Origin of the sequence: Pseudomonas sp. HN11 (assembly GCF_021390155.1) — a bacterium.
In the GTDB taxonomy this organism is placed as follows: Bacteria; Pseudomonadota; Gammaproteobacteria; order Pseudomonadales; family Pseudomonadaceae; genus Aquipseudomonas.
Map to the genome: position 1 here is coordinate 5,650,354 of NZ_CP089985.1, position 18,620 is coordinate 5,668,973.

General features: G+C 59.5%; 17 protein-coding genes. 12 read left to right on the plus strand and 5 right to left on the minus strand.

Features of this window, described 5'->3' with window-relative positions; translation table 11 throughout:
• The first annotated feature begins 47 nt into the window (after nt 1-47).
• A complete protein-coding gene (locus LVW35_RS25965; protein WP_233892593.1) occupies nt 48-1,022 on the plus strand; it encodes an alpha/beta hydrolase family protein in 975 nt (324 codons plus the stop codon).
• Nucleotides 1,023-1,076: 54 nt separating this feature from the next.
• Here the strand turns inward: LVW35_RS25965 and LVW35_RS25970 are convergent, their stop codons facing one another.
• The 3 genes from LVW35_RS25970 to LVW35_RS25980 are packed head-to-tail and all read right to left on the minus strand — an operon-like array spanning nt 1,077 to nt 3,542.
• Entirely contained in the window at nt 1,077-1,844 is a 768-nt protein-coding gene (locus tag LVW35_RS25970; protein WP_233892595.1) for a TerB family tellurite resistance protein, read from the minus strand.
• 1 nt (nt 1,845) lies between these two features.
• Nucleotides 1,846-2,520, minus strand: a complete 675-nt coding sequence (gene murU / locus LVW35_RS25975) for an N-acetylmuramate alpha-1-phosphate uridylyltransferase MurU (RefSeq protein ID WP_233892597.1) — start codon at nt 2,518-2,520, stop codon at nt 1,846-1,848.
• The gene (locus LVW35_RS25980) at nt 2,517-3,542 is read right to left on the minus strand and encodes an aminoglycoside phosphotransferase family protein (RefSeq protein ID WP_233892598.1); all 1,026 of its coding nucleotides are present in this window, start codon (nt 3,540-3,542) and stop codon (nt 2,517-2,519) included. The genes murU and LVW35_RS25980 overlap by 4 nt, the downstream gene beginning before the upstream one ends.
• 130 nt (nt 3,543-3,672) lie before the next feature.
• On the opposite strand from LVW35_RS25980, the gene LVW35_RS25985 reads away from it, so the two are divergent.
• The 11 genes from LVW35_RS25985 to LVW35_RS26035 all read left to right on the plus strand — a co-directional run bounded on the left by LVW35_RS25985 (nt 3,673) and on the right by LVW35_RS26035 (nt 17,696).
• Nucleotides 3,673-6,486 (plus strand): LPS-assembly protein LptD, encoded by a 2,814-nt coding sequence (locus tag LVW35_RS25985; protein WP_233892599.1) that lies wholly within the window; start codon nt 3,673-3,675, stop codon nt 6,484-6,486.
• On the plus strand, nt 6,461-7,798 hold the full coding sequence (locus LVW35_RS25990) for a peptidylprolyl isomerase (RefSeq protein WP_069078408.1): 1,338 nt from the start codon (nt 6,461-6,463) through the stop codon (nt 7,796-7,798). Before LVW35_RS25985 ends, LVW35_RS25990 begins: the two co-directional genes overlap by 26 nt.
• Nucleotides 7,795-8,784, plus strand: a complete 990-nt coding sequence (gene pdxA, locus LVW35_RS25995; protein WP_233892600.1) for a 4-hydroxythreonine-4-phosphate dehydrogenase PdxA — start codon at nt 7,795-7,797, stop codon at nt 8,782-8,784. Before LVW35_RS25990 ends, pdxA begins: the two co-directional genes overlap by 4 nt.
• The gene (rsmA, locus tag LVW35_RS26000) at nt 8,781-9,593 is read left to right on the plus strand and encodes a 16S rRNA (adenine(1518)-N(6)/adenine(1519)-N(6))-dimethyltransferase RsmA (protein ID WP_233892601.1); all 813 of its coding nucleotides are present in this window, start codon (nt 8,781-8,783) and stop codon (nt 9,591-9,593) included. Before pdxA ends, rsmA begins: the two co-directional genes overlap by 4 nt.
• Nucleotides 9,594-9,690: 97 nt before the next feature.
• A complete protein-coding gene (gene apaG / locus LVW35_RS26005; protein ID WP_233892602.1) occupies nt 9,691-10,071 on the plus strand; it encodes a Co2+/Mg2+ efflux protein ApaG in 381 nt (126 codons plus the stop codon).
• The gene (locus LVW35_RS26010; protein WP_233892603.1) at nt 10,071-10,922 is read left to right on the plus strand and encodes a symmetrical bis(5'-nucleosyl)-tetraphosphatase; all 852 of its coding nucleotides are present in this window, start codon (nt 10,071-10,073) and stop codon (nt 10,920-10,922) included. Before apaG ends, LVW35_RS26010 begins: the two co-directional genes overlap by 1 nt.
• Nucleotides 10,923-10,931: 9 nt before the next feature.
• Nucleotides 10,932-11,261: a thiosulfate sulfurtransferase GlpE gene (glpE, locus tag LVW35_RS26015; RefSeq protein ID WP_233892604.1), complete on the plus strand. Its 330-nt coding sequence runs from the start codon at nt 10,932-10,934 to the stop codon at nt 11,259-11,261.
• A 285-nt stretch (nt 11,262-11,546) separates the two neighbouring features.
• The gene (locus LVW35_RS26020) at nt 11,547-13,469 is read left to right on the plus strand and encodes a PrkA family serine protein kinase (RefSeq protein WP_233892605.1); all 1,923 of its coding nucleotides are present in this window, start codon (nt 11,547-11,549) and stop codon (nt 13,467-13,469) included.
• A 100-nt stretch (nt 13,470-13,569) separates the two neighbouring features.
• Nucleotides 13,570-14,841, plus strand: a complete 1,272-nt coding sequence (locus LVW35_RS26025; protein ID WP_029296821.1) for a YeaH/YhbH family protein — start codon at nt 13,570-13,572, stop codon at nt 14,839-14,841.
• On the plus strand, nt 14,838-16,403 hold the full coding sequence (locus tag LVW35_RS26030) for a SpoVR family protein (RefSeq protein WP_233892606.1): 1,566 nt from the start codon (nt 14,838-14,840) through the stop codon (nt 16,401-16,403). Before LVW35_RS26025 ends, LVW35_RS26030 begins: the two co-directional genes overlap by 4 nt.
• Before the next feature lie 63 nt (nt 16,404-16,466).
• Entirely contained in the window at nt 16,467-17,696 is a 1,230-nt protein-coding gene (locus tag LVW35_RS26035) for a multifunctional CCA addition/repair protein (protein WP_233892607.1), read from the plus strand.
• Here LVW35_RS26035 and folK read toward each other — a convergent pair.
• Together folK and folB are read right to left on the minus strand one after the other, a co-directional pair.
• A complete protein-coding gene (gene folK / locus LVW35_RS26040; RefSeq protein ID WP_233892608.1) occupies nt 17,691-18,209 on the minus strand; it encodes a 2-amino-4-hydroxy-6-hydroxymethyldihydropteridine diphosphokinase in 519 nt (172 codons plus the stop codon). The two genes, LVW35_RS26035 and folK, sit on opposite strands and share 6 nt — an antisense overlap.
• The gene (gene folB / locus LVW35_RS26045; protein WP_233892610.1) at nt 18,200-18,553 is read right to left on the minus strand and encodes a dihydroneopterin aldolase; all 354 of its coding nucleotides are present in this window, start codon (nt 18,551-18,553) and stop codon (nt 18,200-18,202) included. Before folB ends, folK begins: the two co-directional genes overlap by 10 nt.
• Nucleotides 18,554-18,620 lie beyond the last annotated feature (67 nt).

Genomic DNA, 18,620 nt, shown 5'->3' on the forward strand with positions numbered 1-18,620 from the left:
GACCAACCCATTAGGCTGCTGGAATCACTTCTGGCCGGGAATTAACGATGTCCTTTTTCCACCGTTCGGCACTGCCAGCATTGTGCCTGTCGCTGCTTTTTACCAGTGCCTTTTCTGTACAGGCCGCTGACGCGCCCGCACCTGCCGCCGAAAAACCCGTCGAGCGCCACCCCTTGCCCGAGCGCAGTCAGGAAGAAGCCAGTGCCCTGGAACGCAAAATCCCGCAACAGGAACAGCAACAATTACAGGCCGGCAGCGATTCATTCCTCGCCCTGTGGAAACCGGCCAACAGCGCCGAGCCCGAAGGTGTGGTGATTATCGTCCCTGGCGCCGGCGAGAATGCTGACTGGCCGCAAGCAATCAGCCCATTGCGGCACAAATTCCCGGATGCCAATTGGGGCAGCCTCAGCCTGTCGTTGCCGGATGTGAGCGTGGATACGCTGCCACCGCGCGTGATGGAAGCGCCCAAGGCGACGGTCGACACCAGCAGCAAGGAAGCCAGTACGGCCGACAAACCCATCGAGCAAGCCGCCAGCGCCGAAGCTGAAGGCACCGACCCGGCAGTGGTGCCCGGTGCCGATGAGCAGGACAAGACCGACGCCTCGCGCATCTTCGACCGCATCGACGCCGCCGTGGCGTTCGCCCAAACGCAAAACGCACGCAGCGTGGTGCTGCTCGGCCATGGCACCGGTGCCTGGTGGGCCGCCCGGTATTTGAGCGAGAAGCAACCGTCCCAGGTGCAGAAATTCGTGATGGTCGCGGCGCAGACGCCCAATGGACGGCATCCGGATGTGCAGCAACTGGCCCCTGGCCTGAAACTGCCGACCGCTGATGTCTTCTATCAGGACAACGCCCAATCACGCAAAAACGCCCTGGCCCGAGCCCAGGCTGCTAAGCGCTTGAAGAATGATGGCTACAAGCAAGTGTCGTTGAAAGCCTTGCCCGGCAACAGTGATGCCGGCCAGGAGCAGTTGTATCGGCGCATTCGCGGTTGGTTGAGCCCACAAGCAAGCGCCGATTGAGGGAACACCGCAGCTCCCCTGTGGGAGCGGGTTATCAACGTGAAGAAGTGAAAGCTACCGGAAGTCCCGGCGCTCGCGAATCAATGCATAGGCACTGTGCAACTCGCGAGTACGTTCGGTGGCTTCATGCACTTGCGCAGGAGTCGCACCAGAGCCGGCGATCTTGTCCGGGTGGTGGCGGCTGAGCAAGCGGCGATAAGCCCGTTTGATCACTGACGGCTCAGTGGTGGCCGTCACGCCCAGCAAGCGCAACGCATCCTGATAAGTGGGGCCCCGACTGACCAGCGGCTTTCGCTCCGGTGTGTAGTCGGCGGCCAATGCCTGCAGCTGTTGTGGCGTCCACCCCAGCCATTTGCCCCACAGGTCGATCAGGTCACGCTCGGCGTCATCCGCCCGGCCGTCCGCCCAGACCATGCGCCAACAGGCGCGCAATACGCCTTCCGCCGCATGGGGTTGAGCCTTGAGCACACGCAGATAACTGCGCACCCGGTCGGAGCCGGATTTGCCGCGGTTAAAGGCGGCAATCGCACGGCGTTGGGCTGAGTCGGTCATGTCCAACGAGCGCATTTCCTGGCGGGCCTGCTGGATGTGCCCATCCACCACCCGCCCATTGCTTTTGGCCAAACGCCCCAGCAATACAAATAACAGCTCGTCATTGCGCAACGCCGGGCGACCACCCAAGCGCTCGCGCAACTGCGCCCAACTCTGCAGTTGCAGACGACGGTCCAGCGCCTGCCCCAACAGTGCGCCCAACATGGCCCCCGGAATACTGGCAATGGCATAGCCAACCCCGGCGCCGATCAGCGTCCCTGGCCACAACATGTTACTGCCCCGCTGTCAGCAGGGTTTCGACTTGCGCCAAGCGCTCCAGCGTGCCGACATCAATCCAGCGTCCCGCCATGTGTTCCCCCGTTACCAGACCTTTGGCCATGGCTGCCCGCAGCAGCGGCGCCAGCTTGAAGGCACCCGCACTGCAACCCGCGAACAACTTGGGGTCGAGCACTGAAATGCCACTGAAGGTCAGGTTATCGGCACCGGCCGCAGCATCATGAAGCAAACCTTGATCAAGGTAGAAATCCCCGCCCGAGGGGTGATGGGCCGGGTTGTCGACCATCACCAGATGGGCCAGGCCCTTGAGCGGCTGCCTGAGTCGGGTGAAGTCGTAGTCGGTCCAGATATCGCCATTGACCACCAGGAAGGGTTCATCCCCCAGCAGCGGTAATGCCTTGAAAATGCCACCGCCGGTTTCCAGCGGTTCGCCTTCGGGCGAGTAACGGATGCGCAAACCGAACTGCGCGCCGTCACCCAAATAGCTTTCGATCTGCTGGCCGAGCCAGGCATGGTTGATCACGATATCGGTGAAACCCGCCTTGGCCAGGGCCTCCAGGTGATACTCGATCAGGCGCTTGCCGCCGGCCTGCACCAGCGGCTTGGGCGTGTGCAAGGTGAGCGGACGCATCCGCTCGCCCTTGCCGGCGGCCAGGATCATGGCCTTCATACGCTCGCCTCGGCGGGTTGGCGCAGGCTGGCCAGCAGATCACCCAGCTCACTCAACGCCGGGCGGTCCGCCAAAACCTCTTCTATATAAGCAAAGAAGCGCGGCACGTCAGCCAGGTAGCGCGGTTTGCCGTCGCGATGGCAGATACGCGCAAAAATACCAATGACCTTGAGGTGACGCTGTACACCCATCAGGTCGCTGGCGCGTAGGAAGTCTTCGAAATCCGCCTGCACCGGGATGCCCAGTTTCCCGGCACGCTCCCAATAGCCGCGCTGCCACTCCCGCACACGGGCCTTGGGCCAACTGAGGAAGGCGTCCTTGAACAGACAAGTAATGTCATAGGTGACCGGCCCGTAGACCGCATCCTGGAAATCCAGCACGCCAGGGTTGGGCTCGCTGATCATCAGGTTGCGCGGCATATAGTCGCGATGCACCAACACTTTCGGCTGCGCCAGGGCGCTGTCGATGAGGTGGTCACTGACGCGCTGCCACAGCGCTTGCTGCTGCGTATCGAATTCGATACCCAGGTGCCGACGCACGTACCACTCCGGAAACAATTCCAGTTCGCGACGCAACAAGGCGACGTCATAGCTGGGCAGTGGCGCGTCCATTGGCAATTGCTGGAAAGCCAGCAAGGCGTCAATGGCCTCGGCAAACAATGGATCGGCGTTTTTGTCGTCAATCACGTCCAGATAGGTTTTTCTGCCCAGGTCATTGAGCAAAAGAAAGCCTCGCGGCAAATCTTCTGCGTAAATTTTTGGAACATTTATTCCCGACTTCGCCAGCAAATGCGCGATATCGACGAAAGGTTTGCAGTTTTCCTGGGGGGGTGGCGCATCCATGACCACGAAGGTCCGGCCACCACCCTCCCAACGGAAATAGCGCCTGAAACTCGCGTCGCTGCTGGCCGCGGTCAATGTGGCCGGGGGTACGGCACCCCAGCCTTGAGCGTTGAAAAGGATCGGCAACTGCTCATCCAGCCAGACTTCCAGCTGTTGTAAACGTAGATCTTGCTCGGGCATTACAAGGGTCTCCGACGGCGCTAGCCGTCAAGCGGGGCATGCTTTATTATCACGCATCTTTTTCAGACCATCGAGAGGCGTGCGGCCCAAACCGCGGGCAGATGGCACGCAGGAAGCCCGGACTAATAAGATGGCATTGAAATCCCCCGCGTTTCGTAGAAAATTTCCGTTGCTGGTAACCGGCAGTCTGCTGGTCTTGCAACCCTTCGCCACTTCATTCGTGGTCGCCGCGGAACAGTATGACTGCTCAGTCTCTGCTTCGGGTGCCTGGGATTGCGCGCCGAAAACCGCCGCAGCCCCGTTGCCACCTCGTCCGGTGCATGACGGCGCAGCCATCAGCTCCGCCAACAGCACGGCGCAAGCCGATGCTGGCGGCAACGCCGAGGCCGAGCCCAAGACCGCACTGGTCACAGAGTCCAAGGGCCGTGGCCTGCGTTCGCGCAGCGCCGACTACAGCCACCTGGACTGGGTACCGCGCGAGAAGCTGACCGCGGCGCAGTTGGCCGAAACCGGCCCTTACTGTGGCGGTGCGTACATCGAGCCGTCTCGTCCTGGCATGAACGACAAGACGAGCAAGAGCGACGCGCCCACCTTCATCGGCGCCAAAGCCTCTCGTTACGAGCAGGAGCAACAAGTCGCGACCCTGGCCGGTGACGTCGTCATGCGCCAGGGCAGCATGCAGCTTGAATCCCAGGAAGCCAGCCTGTACCAGGCCGAGAACCGTGGCGAGCTGAACGGCAACGTTCGTCTGCGCGACAACGGCGCACTGATCGTGGGCGACCATGCCGAAGTGCAACTCGATACCGGCGCGGCCCAGATCGACAACGCCGAATACGTGCTGCACAAGTCGCGTATCCGCGGTAACGCGCTGTACGCCAAACGTGCCGAAAACGCGATCATCCGTCTCAAGGACGGTACGTACACAACCTGCGAGCCAGACAGCAACGCCTGGCAGCTCAAGGGCAACAACATCACGTTGAACCCGGCCACCGGTTTCGGTACGGCCACCAACGCGACGTTGCGGATCAAGAACATTCCGATCCTCTATACCCCGTACATCTATTTCCCGATCGACGACCGTCGTCAATCCGGCTTCCTGCCGCCAAGCTTCAGCACCGGCAGCGAAACGGGCTTCACCCTGGTGACGCCGTACTACTTCAACCTGGCGCCCAACTACGACGCCACGTTGTACCCGCAATACATGACCAAGCGCGGTTTGTTGATGGAAGGCGAATTCCGCTACCTCACCAAATCCAGCGAAGGGCAGTTCGGCGGCGCGTACCTGAACGATGACAGCGACGAACGCAAGAAGCAGACCGATTACGAAAAAACGCGGTACATGCTCAATTGGCAGCATAAGGGCGGGTTGGATTCTCGTGTAGCGACCCAGGTGGACTACACCCGGATCAGCGATCCTTACTACTTCCAGGATCTGAAGTCGTTCCAGGAAGGCGTTGAAAGCCGGGATGCCCTCAATCAACAGGGTTCCGTGACCTACCGGGGCGACTCTTATCAGGCGCGCCTGAACCTCCAGGCTTACCAGCTGGCGACGATTTCCCAGATCACGCCGTATGACCGGTTGCCGCAAATCACCTTCAATGGTGCGCTGCCGTACCATCCGGGTGGGCTGAACTTTACCTATGAGACGGAAGCTGTTCGCTTTGAACGCAGCCTTGAAAAAGGCACGTTTACCGATCAGGACGGACTTGTGTCGCCTCGCCTGGACACCTACGTCCGCGGCCTGACCCGTGCCAACGGTACGCGCTTGAACGTAGCGCCAGCCGTCGAATACCCGATGAACTGGACCTACGGCTTCATCACGCCGAAGCTCAAGTACGTGTACACCAAGTACGACCTGGACCTGGACAACATCGGCAAGAACCAGATCATTGCTGATCAAGCTGCGTCAGTAGCAAACGGGACCCAATACGCCGGCGGCACATTCAAAAGCTCTCAGGACCGTGCAGTTCCAGTGGCCAGCATCGACAGCGGCCTGTACTTCGATCGCAACACCAACTGGTTCGGCAAAGATTATCGCCAGACCCTTGAGCCGCGTGCGTTCTACCTCTACGTACCGAACAAGGACCAGGCTGATATCCCGGTCTTCGACACCAGCGAATACTCGTTCAGCTACGCGTCGCTGTTCCGCGATAACCGTTTCAGTGGGTCTGATCGGATCGGTGACGAGAACAAGCTCTCCCTGGGCTTGACCAGCCGCTGGATCGAAGACAACGGCTTTGAGCGTCAGCGTGTGTCCGTAGGCCAAGCGGTTTACTTCAAGGATCGTGAGGTTCAACTGCCGGGCATCCTGGCGGCTGACCGAGCCGACGCACAGTCGGATGTTTCTCCGATTGCCCTGGACTACGAGTTCCGCTTCAACCGCGACTGGCGCGCCACTGCCGACTACAACTGGGACACCGAGGAACACAGCCCTCGTTCCGGCAGCGCGATGCTTCACTACCAGCCGGAAGACAACCCGAACAAGATCATCAACGTTGGTTATCGCTATCGTAATGACCAGGTCGTCTACAACCAGCTGACCGGCAAATGGCAGTTCGGTGGCGACTACGGTCAGCCAGGCGATCCGAATTTCGTGAAGGATTACTACAAAATCCAGCAGCACGACTTCTCGATGATGTGGCCGATCATTCCCCAGTGGAACCTGATCACCCGCTGGCAATATGACTACGCTCGCAACCGTACCCTGGAAGCCTTCGGTGGTTTCGAGTACGACAACTGCTGCTGGAAACTGCGCGTCATCAACCGTTACTGGGTTTCCAACGACGAATACAGCCAGATCGCCCCGCTTAACGAAAAGGGTGACCACGGGCTCTTCTTCCAGATCGTCCTCAAAGGACTCGGCGGCCTGACCGGCGCCAAGGTAGAGAGCTTCCTCGACAAAGGCATTGAAGGTTATCGTGAACGTGAAGACCAAGCTTTCTGATTGTCTGCGCCCGCTAGTGCTGGGCGCACTGTTCCTGGGTACCGCATCGGCGCACGCTGCGGTTCAAGAACTGGATAAGGTAGTGGCCATCGTCGATAACGACGTGATCATGCAAAGCCAACTGGACCAGCGCGTCAAGGAAGTCCAGCAAACCATCGCCAAGCGTGGCGGTGGCGTGCCACCGACCAGCGTTCTGGACCAGCAGGTACTCGAGCGTTTGATCGTCGAGAACCTGCAACTACAGATCGGCGATCGTTCCGGCATCCGTATTTCGGACGAAGAACTGAACCAGGCCGTGGGCACCATTGCCCAGCGCAACAACATGAGCATCGACCAGTTCCGTGCAGCCTTGGCCCACGATGGTTTGTCCTATGAGGACGCCCGTGACCAGATCCGCCGTGAAATGATCATCAGCCGTGTACGTCAGCGCCGCGTGGCCGAGCGGGTTCAGGTATCCGAGCAGGAAGTGAAGAACTTCCTGGCATCGGACCTGGGCAAGATGCAGCTTTCCGAAGAACTGCACCTGGCCAACATCCTGATCCCGACACCGGACAGCGCCAACTCCGAGCAGCTCAATGCAGCCGCCGCCAAGACCCAGGCTATCTATGATCGCTTGAAGGCGGGTGCCGACTTCGCCCAAATGGCGATCGCCCAGTCCGGCAGCGACAACGCCCTGGAAGGCGGCGACATGGGCTGGCGTAAAGCGGCTCAATTGCCTCCTCCGTTCGACCGTGAGCTGAGCGCAATGGAAGTCGGTGGCATCACCCAACCCGCTCGTACACCGGGTGGCTTCATCATCCTGAAGCTCCTGGAAAAACGCGGCGGCGAAACATCGCTCAAGGATGAGGTGCACGTTCGCCACATCCTGGTCAAACCAAGCGAAATCCGTACCGAAGCCCAAACCAAGGAACTGGCCCAGAAGATCTATGACCGCATCGAAAGCGGTGAAGACTTCGCCACCTTGGCCAAAAGCTTCTCGGAAGACCCGGGTTCTGCCCTCAACGGCGGCGACCTGAACTGGATCGACCCGAAAGCCCTGGTGCCGGAGTTCCAGCAAGTGATGGCCGACACTCCGCAAGGCGTATTGTCCAAGCCGTTCAAGACCCAATATGGCTGGCATGTGCTGGAAGTCCTTGGCCGTCGCGCCACTGACAACACCAACCAAGCCCGCGAGCAACAAGCGCTGAACGTACTGCGTAACCGCAAATACGACGAAGAGCTGCAGACCTGGCTGCGTCAGATCCGCGACGAAGCCTACGTTGAGAACAAGCTGCCAGGCGCCCAGACAGGCACCGACCAGGCAGTTCAGTGAAACCCCAGCGTTTCGCGGTGACACCCGGCGAGCCGGCCGGCATTGGTCCAGACCTGTGCCTGCTGCTCGCCTCGCAACCCCAGCCACACCCCCTGATTGCCATTACCAGCCACGACCTGCTCCTTGAGCGGGCCGCGCAGCTGGGTGTGGCTGTCACTTTATTGGACGTGGCCCCGGGCAGTTGGCCTGACCTACCTGCCCCCGCCGGCAGCCTGTATGTGTGGGACACCCCACTGCAGGCCAAGGTGGTCGCCGGGCAACTGAACAAGGCCAACGCGGCATTCGTGCTGGAAACCCTGACACGTGCCGGACAAGGCTGCATCGACGGCGACTTCGCCGGCATGATCACCGCCCCGGTGCACAAAGGTGTGATCAACGAATCCGGCATCGCCTTTTCCGGCCACACCGAATTCCTCGCCGAGCTGACCCACACCGAGCAAGTCGTAATGATGTTGGCTACGCGCGGCCTGCGGGTCGCCCTGGTGACCACGCACCTGCCGCTGCGCGAGATTGCCGATGCCATCACCGTCGAGCGGCTGGAACGTGTGACGCGCATCCTGCACGCCGACCTGCAACACAAATTCGGCATCGCCCAACCACGCATCCTGGTCTGTGGGCTCAACCCCCACGCCGGCGAAGGCGGCCATTTGGGCCATGAAGAAATCGACATCATCGAACCCACCCTGGAGCGTCTACGCGTAGAAGGCATGGACCTGCGCGGCCCGCTGCCTGCGGACACTCTGTTTACCCCCAAATATCTGGAGCACTGCGACGCAGTGCTGGCGATGTACCACGACCAGGGGCTGCCGGTGCTTAAATACAAAGGCTTCGGCGCCGCAGTCAACGTGACACTGGGCCTGCCGATCATCCGCACCTCCGTCGACCATGGCACTGCCCTGGACCTGGCGGGCAGCGGCAAGATCGATACCGGCAGCCTGCACGTGGCCCTGGAAACCGCCTATCAGATGGCCGAGACCCGTATATGACTGAGCATTACCAACACCGGGCGCGCAAGCGCTTCGGGCAAAACTTCCTGCACGACGCTGGCGTGATCGATCGCATCCTGCGCTCCATCCATGCCAAGCCTGAAGACCGTCTGCTGGAAATCGGCCCGGGCCAGGGCGCGCTGACTCAGGGCCTGCTGGCCAGTGGCGGCCAACTGGACGTAGTGGAGTTGGACAAGGACCTGATCCCGATCCTCAACCAGCAGTTCGCCGGCAGGCCCAACTTCAACCTGCATCAGGGTGATGCGCTGAAGTTTGACTTCAACACCCTCAACGCCGCGCCCAACAGCCTGCGCGTGGTGGGTAACCTGCCGTACAACATTTCCACGCCGCTGATTTTCCACCTGCTGAATAACGCCGGGATCATCCGCGACATGCACTTCATGCTGCAAAAGGAAGTGGTGGAACGTTTGGCCGCCGGCCCAGGTGGTGGCGATTGGGGCCGTCTGTCGATAATGGTTCAGTACCACTGCCGCGTAGAGCATCTGTTCAACGTCGGCCCTGGTGCGTTCAATCCGCCGCCCAAGGTTGACTCGGCCATCGTTCGCCTCGTGCCCCACGCCGTCCTGCCACACCCCGCCAAGGACCATAAGCTGCTGGAGCGGGTCGTTCGGGAGGCGTTCAACCAACGCCGCAAGACCCTGCGCAATACACTCAAGGCCCTGCTGAGCACTGCCGAGATCGAAGCCGCTGGCGTCGACGGCAGCCTGCGCCCCGAGCAACTGGACCTGGCCGCATTCGTGCGCCTGGCCGACCAATTGGCCATCCAGCCAGCGCCAACCGCGGACTGATAGCACCGAGCAAGGCCAGACACATGTCTGGCCTAGTGCCCTCCTCTTGGCCTAGACTGACCCGCATCTGCTGTCCTCCGCTTTTAAGGCCTCTTGCATGTCTGATCCTCGCTACCAGATCGACGTCAGCGTCGTCACCCGCTTCCTGGCGGACCAATCGCAACCTGAACAGAACCGCTTCGCCTTTGCCTACACCATCACGCTGAAAAACAACGGGCTGATACCGGCCAAGCTGCTATCACGCCATTGGGTCATCACTGACGGCGACGGCCAGGTCGAAGAAGTGCGTGGTTCCGGCGTGGTTGGTCAGCAGCCGTTGATCGACAGCGGTGCCAGCCATACCTACAGCAGCGGCACGGTGATGACTTCCAAAGTTGGCACCATGCAAGGCTCGTATCAGATGAAAGCCACCGACGGCCAACTGTTCGACGCCATCATCGCGCCCTTCCGTCTCGCGGTGCCGGGAGCCCTGCACTGATGGCAACCTACGCGGTCGGTGATCTGCAAGGCTGTCTGGAACCCCTCAAGTGCCTCCTTGAACGCGTGGCCTTCGACCCGGCAAAAGATCGCCTGTGGCTGGTCGGTGATCTGGTCAATCGCGGCCCTGAGTCCTTGGATACCCTGCGCTACCTATATAGCCTGCGCGAATCCCTGGTGTGCGTACTGGGCAACCATGACCTGCACTTGCTGGCCGCCGGCAATAACATCGAGCGCTTGAAAAAGGGCGACACCCTGCGGGAAATCCTCGAAGCGCCAGACCGCGCCGAATTGCTCGACTGGCTGCGCCGGCAAAAAATCATGCATTACGACGAAGGCCGCAACATGGCGCTGGTCCACGCGGGCATCCCGCCCCAGTGGACACTGAAGAAAGCCCTCAAGTGCGCCGCCGAAGTCGAAAGCGCCCTGGCCGATGACAACCTGTACACCGCCTACCTTGATGGCATGTACGGCAACGAACCGGTGAAATGGGACAACGACCTGACGGGTGTCGCGCGCCTGCGGGTAATCACCAATTATTTCACGCGCATGCGCTTCTGCACCGCCGAGGGCAAGTTGGACCTCAAGAGCAAGGAAGGTGCCGACACCGCGCTGCCCGGCTACAAACCGTGGTTTGCTCACAAAGAGCGCAAGACCCGTGACACCAAAATCGTTTTCGGTCACTGGGCGGCCCTCGAAGGCAAGTGCGATGAGCCCGGCGTGTTCGCACTCGACACTGGTTGCGTGTGGGGTGGTGCCATGACCTTGATGAACATCGACACGGGCGAGCGTTACAACTGCCAGTGCAAATCCCCCCTTCCCGTTACACTGCCGGCTACTGCCAAGACATAGGAGTCCGCCATGAGCGAATTCAAACGCATCCCCCCTGAACAAGCCCAGGCACTGCGCGAGCAAGGTGCCGTGGTGGTCGATATCCGTGACCAGCCGACGTATGCGGCTGGCCACATCAGCGGTGCCCAGCACCTGGACAACGTCAACATTGCCGATTTCATCCGCGCCGCCGACCTCGACGCACCGGTGATCGTGGCTTGTTACCACGGCAACTCCAGCCAGAGCGCAGCCGCCTATCTGATCAGCCAGGGCTTCTCCGACGTCTATAGCCTGGATGGCGGCTTTGAACTGTGGCGTACGACCTATCCTGCAGAAATTTCTTCCGGCAATTCGCAATAATTTTTTTCAAACCCCGCTACCCCGCGTGACGCTTGGGCTCGCGCCGTTTCTGACGAACGGCGCATCCAAACTAATTACGCATCGCGCCTTGACCTCTCCGATTCCGAACTATCCTTAAGCGCAGGCCATCCGAATCAGGGGAGAGCCGGTACACCGGCGTGCGGGTCATCGGTAACGTTTCAGGGTGTTCTGGGGGGAAAACGGTCATTGGCGTCAGCCAATGTCTGCCAGCATCGACTGATTGATCCGGCGTCGGCTCCACGTATCGAGCGAGGTGACGACGTCATGAGTATTTTTAGCCACTTCCAACAACGCTTCGCATCCACACAGCAGGAAGAACTCACGCTGCAAGAGTATCTTGAGCTGTGCAAACAGGATCGCAGCACCTATGCGTCTGCCGCAGAGCGCCTGCTATTGGCGATTGGCGAGCCGGAACTGGTGGAAACCGCCAACAACTCCCGGCTGTCGCGAATATTCTCCAATAAGGTGATCCGGCGCTATCCGGCCTTTGAAGACTTCCATGGCATGGAAGAATGCATTGACCAGATCGTGTCCTACTTCCGGCATGCCGCCCAAGGCCTGGAAGAGAAGAAACAGATCCTCTACCTGCTCGGCCCCGTCGGCGGCGGTAAATCGTCCCTGGCTGAAAAGCTCAAACAACTGATCGAGAAGGTGCCCTTCTACGCCATCAAGGGTTCACCGGTGTTCGAGTCGCCCCTGGGCCTGTTCAACGCCACGGAAGATGGCGCAATCCTCGAAGAAGACTTCAGCATCCCGCGTCGCTACCTCAACACCATCATGTCGCCTTGGGCCACCAAACGCCTGGCCGAGTTCGGCGGTGACATCAGCCAGTTCCGCGTTGTGAAGCTTTACCCGTCCATCCTCAACCAGATCGGCGTGGCCAAGACCGAACCGGGCGACGAGAACAACCAGGACATCTCGGCGCTGGTGGGCAAGGTCGATATCCGCAAGCTCGAAGAATTCCCACAGAACGACGCCGACGCCTACAGCTATTCGGGTGCGCTGTGCCGTGCCAACCAGGGCCTGATGGAGTTCGTGGAGATGTTCAAGGCGCCGATCAAGGTGCTGCACCCACTGCTCACCGCGACCCAGGAAGGCAACTACAACAGCACCGAAGGCCTGGGGGCGATCCCGTTCACCGGGATCCTGCTGGCCCACTCCAACGAATCGGAGTGGCACACCTTCCGCAACAACAAAAACAACGAAGCCTTCATTGACCGGATCTACATCGTCAAGGTGCCGTACTGCCTGCGGGTCAGCGACGAAATCAAGATCTACGACAAGTTGCTGTTCAACAGTTCCCTGGCCAAGGCCCATTGCGCACCCGACACCCTCAAGATGCTCGCCCAGTTCACCGTGCTGTCTCGCCTCAAGGAGCCGGAGAACTCGAACATTTATTCGAAGATGCGCGTGTACGACGGTGAAAACCTCAAGGACACAGATCCCAAGGCCAAGTCGATCCAGGAGTACCGCGACACCGCCGGTGTGGATGAAGGGATGAATGGCCTGTCGACGCGCTTCGCGTTCAAGATCCTGTCCAAGGTCTTCAACTTCGACCCTCACGAAATTGCGGCCAACCCGGTGCACCTGCTCTACGTGCTGGAACAGCAGATCGAACAGGAGCAGTTCCAGGCGGAAACCCGCGAACGCTACCTGCGCTTCCTCAAGGAGTACCTGGCGCCACGCTACATCGAGTTCATCGGCAAGGAAATCCAGACCGCGTACCTGGAGTCCTACAGCGAATACGGCCAGAACATCTTCGACCGCTATGTGCTGTACGCCGACTTCTGGATCCAGGACCAGGAATACCGCGACCCGGAAACCGGCGAGATCCTCAACCGCGTGGCCCTCAACGAGGAACTGGAAAAAATCGAGAAGCCGGCTGGCATCAGCAATCCGAAGGATTTCCGCAACGAAATCGTCAACTTCGTGCTGCGCGCCCGCGCCAACAACAATGGCAAGAACCCGACCTGGCTCAGCTACGAGAAGCTGCGGGTGGTCATCGAGAAGAAAATGTTCTCCAACACCGAGGATCTGCTGCCGGTCATCAGCTTCAATGCCAAGGCCAGCAAGGAGGATCAGCAAAAACACAACGACTTCGTCACACGCATGGTCGAGCGCGGCTACACCGACAAACAGGTACGACTTCTTTCGGAATGGTACCTACGGGTCCGGAAATCGCAGTAAGAGAGCAGCTGCAAGCTTCTAGCTACAAGCTGCAAGTAAAAGCCTTCCCGCTCTTGCTTGCAGCTTGATGCTTACGACTTGAAGCTCCCCGGAGGGGCCCATGAGCTATGTGATCGACCGACGCCTCAATGGCAAGAACAAGAGCACGGTAAACCGCCAGCGTTTCCTGCGGCGTTACCGTGACCACATCAAAAAGGCCGTCGAAGAGGCCGTCAGCCGCCGCTCCATTACAGACATGGAGCATGGCGAGCAAATCAGCATTCCCGGACGGGACATTGACGAACCGGTGCTGCACCACGGGCGGGGCGGCAAACAAACTGTCGTTCACCCTGGTAACAAGGAATTCACTACTGGCGAACATATCCAGCGCCCCCAAGGGGGGGGCGGCGGCAAAGGACCGGGCAAGGCGGGCAATTCCGGCGAAGGCATGGATGAGTTCGTGTTCCAGATCACCCAAGAAGAATTCCTCGAGTTCATGTTCGAAGATCTGGAGTTGCCTAACCTGGTCAAACGCAACCTGACCGGCACCGACACCTTCAAGACCGTGCGCGCCGGGATCAGCAACGAAGGCAACCCGTCACGCATTAACATCATTCGCACCCTGCGCTCGGCCCACGCCCGGCGTATTGCCCTGTCGGGCAGCAGTCGCGCCAAGCTGAAGGAGGCCAAGGAAGAGTTGGCACGCTTGAAGCGCGAGGAACCGGACAATTTCGGCGATATCCAGGAAATCGAGGCGGAAATCGAGAAGCTCAGCGCGCGCATTCATCGCGTGCCCTTCCTCGACACCTTCGACCTGAAATACAACCTGCTGGTCAAGCAACCCAACCCCAGCTCCAAGGCGGTGATGTTCTGCCTGATGGACGTATCCGGCTCCATGACCCAGGCCACCAAGGACATCGCCAAACGCTTCTTCATCCTGCTGTACCTGTTCCTGAAGCGGAACTACGACAAGATCGACGTAGTGTTCATCCGCCATCACACCAGTGCCCGGGAAGTGGATGAAGAAGAGTTCTTTTACTCGCGGGAAACCGGCGGCACCATTGTTTCCAGCGCGTTGAAGCTGATGCAGGAGATCATGGCCGAACGCTACCCGGCCAATGAGTGGAACATCTACGCCGCCCAGGCCTCGGACGGTGACAACTGGAACGACGACTCCCCAATCTGCCGCGACATCCTGGTCAACCAGATCATGCCGTTCGTGCAGTACTACACTTATGTTGAAATCACCCCCCGTGAGCACCAGGCCCTGTGGTTCGAATACGAGCGCATCGGCGAAGCCTTTGCCGACACGTTCGCCCAGCAGCAACTGGTCTCGGCCGGCGATATCTACCCGGTCTTCCGTGAACTCTTCCAGCGCAGGTTAGTGACATGACCGCCAAAAAAGAGCAAAAACGCCAACCCATATCCACGGGGTCTGAGTGGACCTTTGAACTGATCCAGGCCTATGACCGGGAAATCAGCCGTATTGCGGCGGGCTATGCCCTGGATACCTATCCCAACCAGATCGAGGTGATCACCGCCGAACAGATGATGGATGCCTATGCGTCGGTGGGCATGCCACTGGGTTATCACCATTGGTCCTACGGTAAACACTTTCTCAGCACCGAGAAGTCCTATACCCGTGGCCAGATGGGCCTGGCCTACGAGATCGTGATCAACTCCGACCCGTGCATCGCCTACCTGATGGAGGAGAACACCATCTGCATGCAGGCGTTGGTGGTGGCGCATGCCTGCTACGGGCATAACAGCTTCTTCAAGGGCAATTACCTGTTCCGCACCTGGACCGACGCCAGTTCGATCATCGATTACCTGGTGTTCGCCAAGCAGTACATCATGCAATGCGAGGAGCGCCACGGCATCGATGCGGTCGAGGATCTGCTTGATTCCTGCCATGCGCTGATGAACTACGGGGTGGACCGTTACAAACGACCGTATCCGATCTCCGCCGAGGAGGAACGCCTGCGCCAGAAGGAGCGCGAGGAGCACCTGCAGAAACAGATCAACGACCTGTGGCGCACCATTCCGAAAAAAGTCGGAAAGAACAGCGACAAGGACGATGCGCGCTTCCCCGCCGAACCTCAAGAGAACATCCTCTATTTCCTGGAAAAGCACGCGCCGTTACTGGAACCCTGGCAACGGGAAATCGTGCGTATCGTGCGCAAGATTGCCCAATACTTTTATCCACAACGCCAGACCCAGGTAATGAACGAAGGTTGGGCAACGTTCTGGCATTACACGCTGATGAACGATTTGTATGACGAAGGCCTGGTCACTGACGGCTTCATGATGGAGTTCCTTACGTCCCACACCAGCGTAGTGTTCCAGCCTGGGTTCGATAGCCCGTATTACAGCGGCATCAACCCCTATGCGTTGGGCTTCGCCATGTACCGTGATATCCGGCGCATGTGCGAGCACCCTACAGAGGAGGACCGCCGCTGGTTCCCGGAAATCGCCGGGAGCGATTGGCTGTCCACGATCAAGTTCGCCATGAGCAGCTTCAAGGATGAGAGCTTCATCCTGCAGTACCTGTCGCCTCAGGTAATCCGCGACCTCAAGCTGTTCAGCATTCTCGATGACGACCTCAAGGATGATCTGTTGGTTCCGGCCATCCACGATGAATCCGGCTACCGCACCATCCGCGAAACCCTGGCCGCGCAGTACAACCTGGGCAACCGGGAGCCCAACGTGCAGATCTACAGCATTGATGTGCGTGGCGACCGCTCGCTGACCTTGCGTCACCAGCAGCACGATCGCAAACCCCTGGGCGAATCCACCGAAGAAGTGCTCAAACACCTGCACCGGTTGTGGGGCTTCGATATTCACCTGGAAACCTTACAGGGCGACCAGGTGATGAAAACCCACCACGTGCCACCTCGCACCGATCACAGCGATAACGACTACGGCCGCCTGGACCTGGCCGTCGTTCATCTCTGAAACAGCAAAGCCTCCATTGGCCTGGCACAGACGGTATCCTGTGGCGCTAATGGAGGCTTTTTCATGAAAATCTACAAAGTCGGCGGCGCAGTACGGGATCGCCTCTTGGGTATTGCGGTCACCGATATCGACCGCGTTGTCGTGGGCGCAACTGCTGAAGAGATGCTTGCCAGGGGCTACAAGCCCGTGGGCGCTGACTTCCCGGTGTTCCTGGACCCAAAGAACGGTGACGAGTACGCGCTGGCCCGTACCGAACGCAAAAGCGGCCGGGGTTATGGCGGCTTTGTGTTTCATGCCAGCCCCGAGGTGACGCTGGAAGAAGATCTGATCCGTCGCGACCTGACCATCAACGCCATGGCGGAAGACGATCACGGCAACTTGATCGACCCTTATCACGGCCAGCGTGATCTTGAAGAGCGCATTCTTCGCCATGTTTCTCCGGCGTTCGCCGAAGATCCCCTGCGTGTGTTGCGTGTTGCGCGCTTCGCCGCACGCTATGCATCACTGGGTTTTACCGTCGCGCCAGAAACACTTGAACTGATGCGCCAGCTCAGCGAATCCGGCGAACTGGAAGCGCTGACGCCGGAGCGCAGCTGGAAAGAAATCTCCCGAGCGCTGATGGAAAACCAACCCCAAGTGTTTATCCAGGTACTGCGCGACTGCGACGCGCTGAAAACCTTGATGCCAGAGGTGAATGCGCTGTTCGGCGTTCCGCAACCTGAAACCCATCACCCCGAAATCGACACCGGCGTACACACATTAAGCGTGTTGGAACAAGCCGCCTTGCACCAGCAACCACTGACGGTGCGCTGGGCCTGTCTACTGCACGACCTGGGCAAAGGCACGACGCCTGTGGATAAGCTGCCGCAACACATCGCTCATGAACACCGGGGCTTGAAGCTGATCAAGACCGTCAATGACCGCTTCAAGGTACCAAGGGATTGCCAGGAACTGGCGTTACTGGTGGGCCAGTATCACACCCACGGTCATCGTGCGCTGGAACTGAAAGCCTCGACATTGCTGGAACTGCTGCAAAGTTTCGACGTTTACCGTCGGCCGCAGCGCTTTGAGGAGTTCGTGGTCGCGTGCGAGATGGATGCGCGTGGCCGCAAAGGCTTGGAACAGAGAAGTTATCCACAAGCGGATTACTTGCGTGGGGCGGCAAAGGCGGCTCGCGAAGTGGCCGTTGCGCCCTTATTGGAGAAAGGTTTCAAAGGCCCGGAGCTGGGCGAGGCACTCAAGCGCGAACGGCTCAGGGCCCTGAAGGCCTACAAGGAACAGCACTCCCTATAGGAGCGTGCCCGGTGTCAGCTGCCGGCCCTGCCACTCAAACCCGACAGGCGCCAACACCTGGTCGATCTGCGCCTCGCGCCACAACTCGGCCAGGGTCTTGCCCACCTCAGGATGCACACGCTCCGGCGCCATCAGCGACAGCGGCCACAGCACAAAGGCGTTCTTGAGGATTTCCGCACGCGGCAGGATCAAACCATCGAAGTTGCCCACCAGATCACCATACAACAGCACATCGATATCCAGCGGCAGGCCCTTGCGATCCGGTGCATAACGACCATTGTCGGCCTCGATGAATTTCAACCGACGGTCCAGCTCCATCAACGGCAAGTCGGTGTAGGCCGATACCACCAGATTGAAGAACGGGCCGCTTTTGATGCCCACCGGCTGACTTTCGAAAACCGCCGAACAGCGCAGATCGATCAAGAAGCTCGCCAGCGCATCCAGACCGGCGCAAAGATGAGACTCACGCTCGGTATTGCTGCCTAGACCAAGGTAAACCTGAGTTAGCGACATCCGCGCTCAATCTCCACGCCCACGCCCCTGGCAGCCGGCACGGCGCCTGGCTTGGTCAATTTGAGGTGCAGCCAGGGAATCTGGAATTCACTCATCAACACTTCGGCCAAGCGCTCGGCAAAGGTTTCCACCAATTGGTACTGGGATTGCTCGGCAAAGAGCTGGATACGCGCGGACACACTGGCGTAATCCAGCGCCAACGTCAGATCATCACCGGCCGCAGCCGGGCGATTATCCCAGGCGAAGCTCAGGTCCAGGCGCAGGCATTGGCGGATTCCGCGCTCCCAGTCGTAGGCCCCGATAACGGTGTCGACTTCCAGGCCTTCGATAAACACTCTGTCCAAGCACTTTTCTCCGCAGCACGACAAGGGCGCGATGCCCCGTTAGAATCAGGGCATCCTCGCCCGGAAT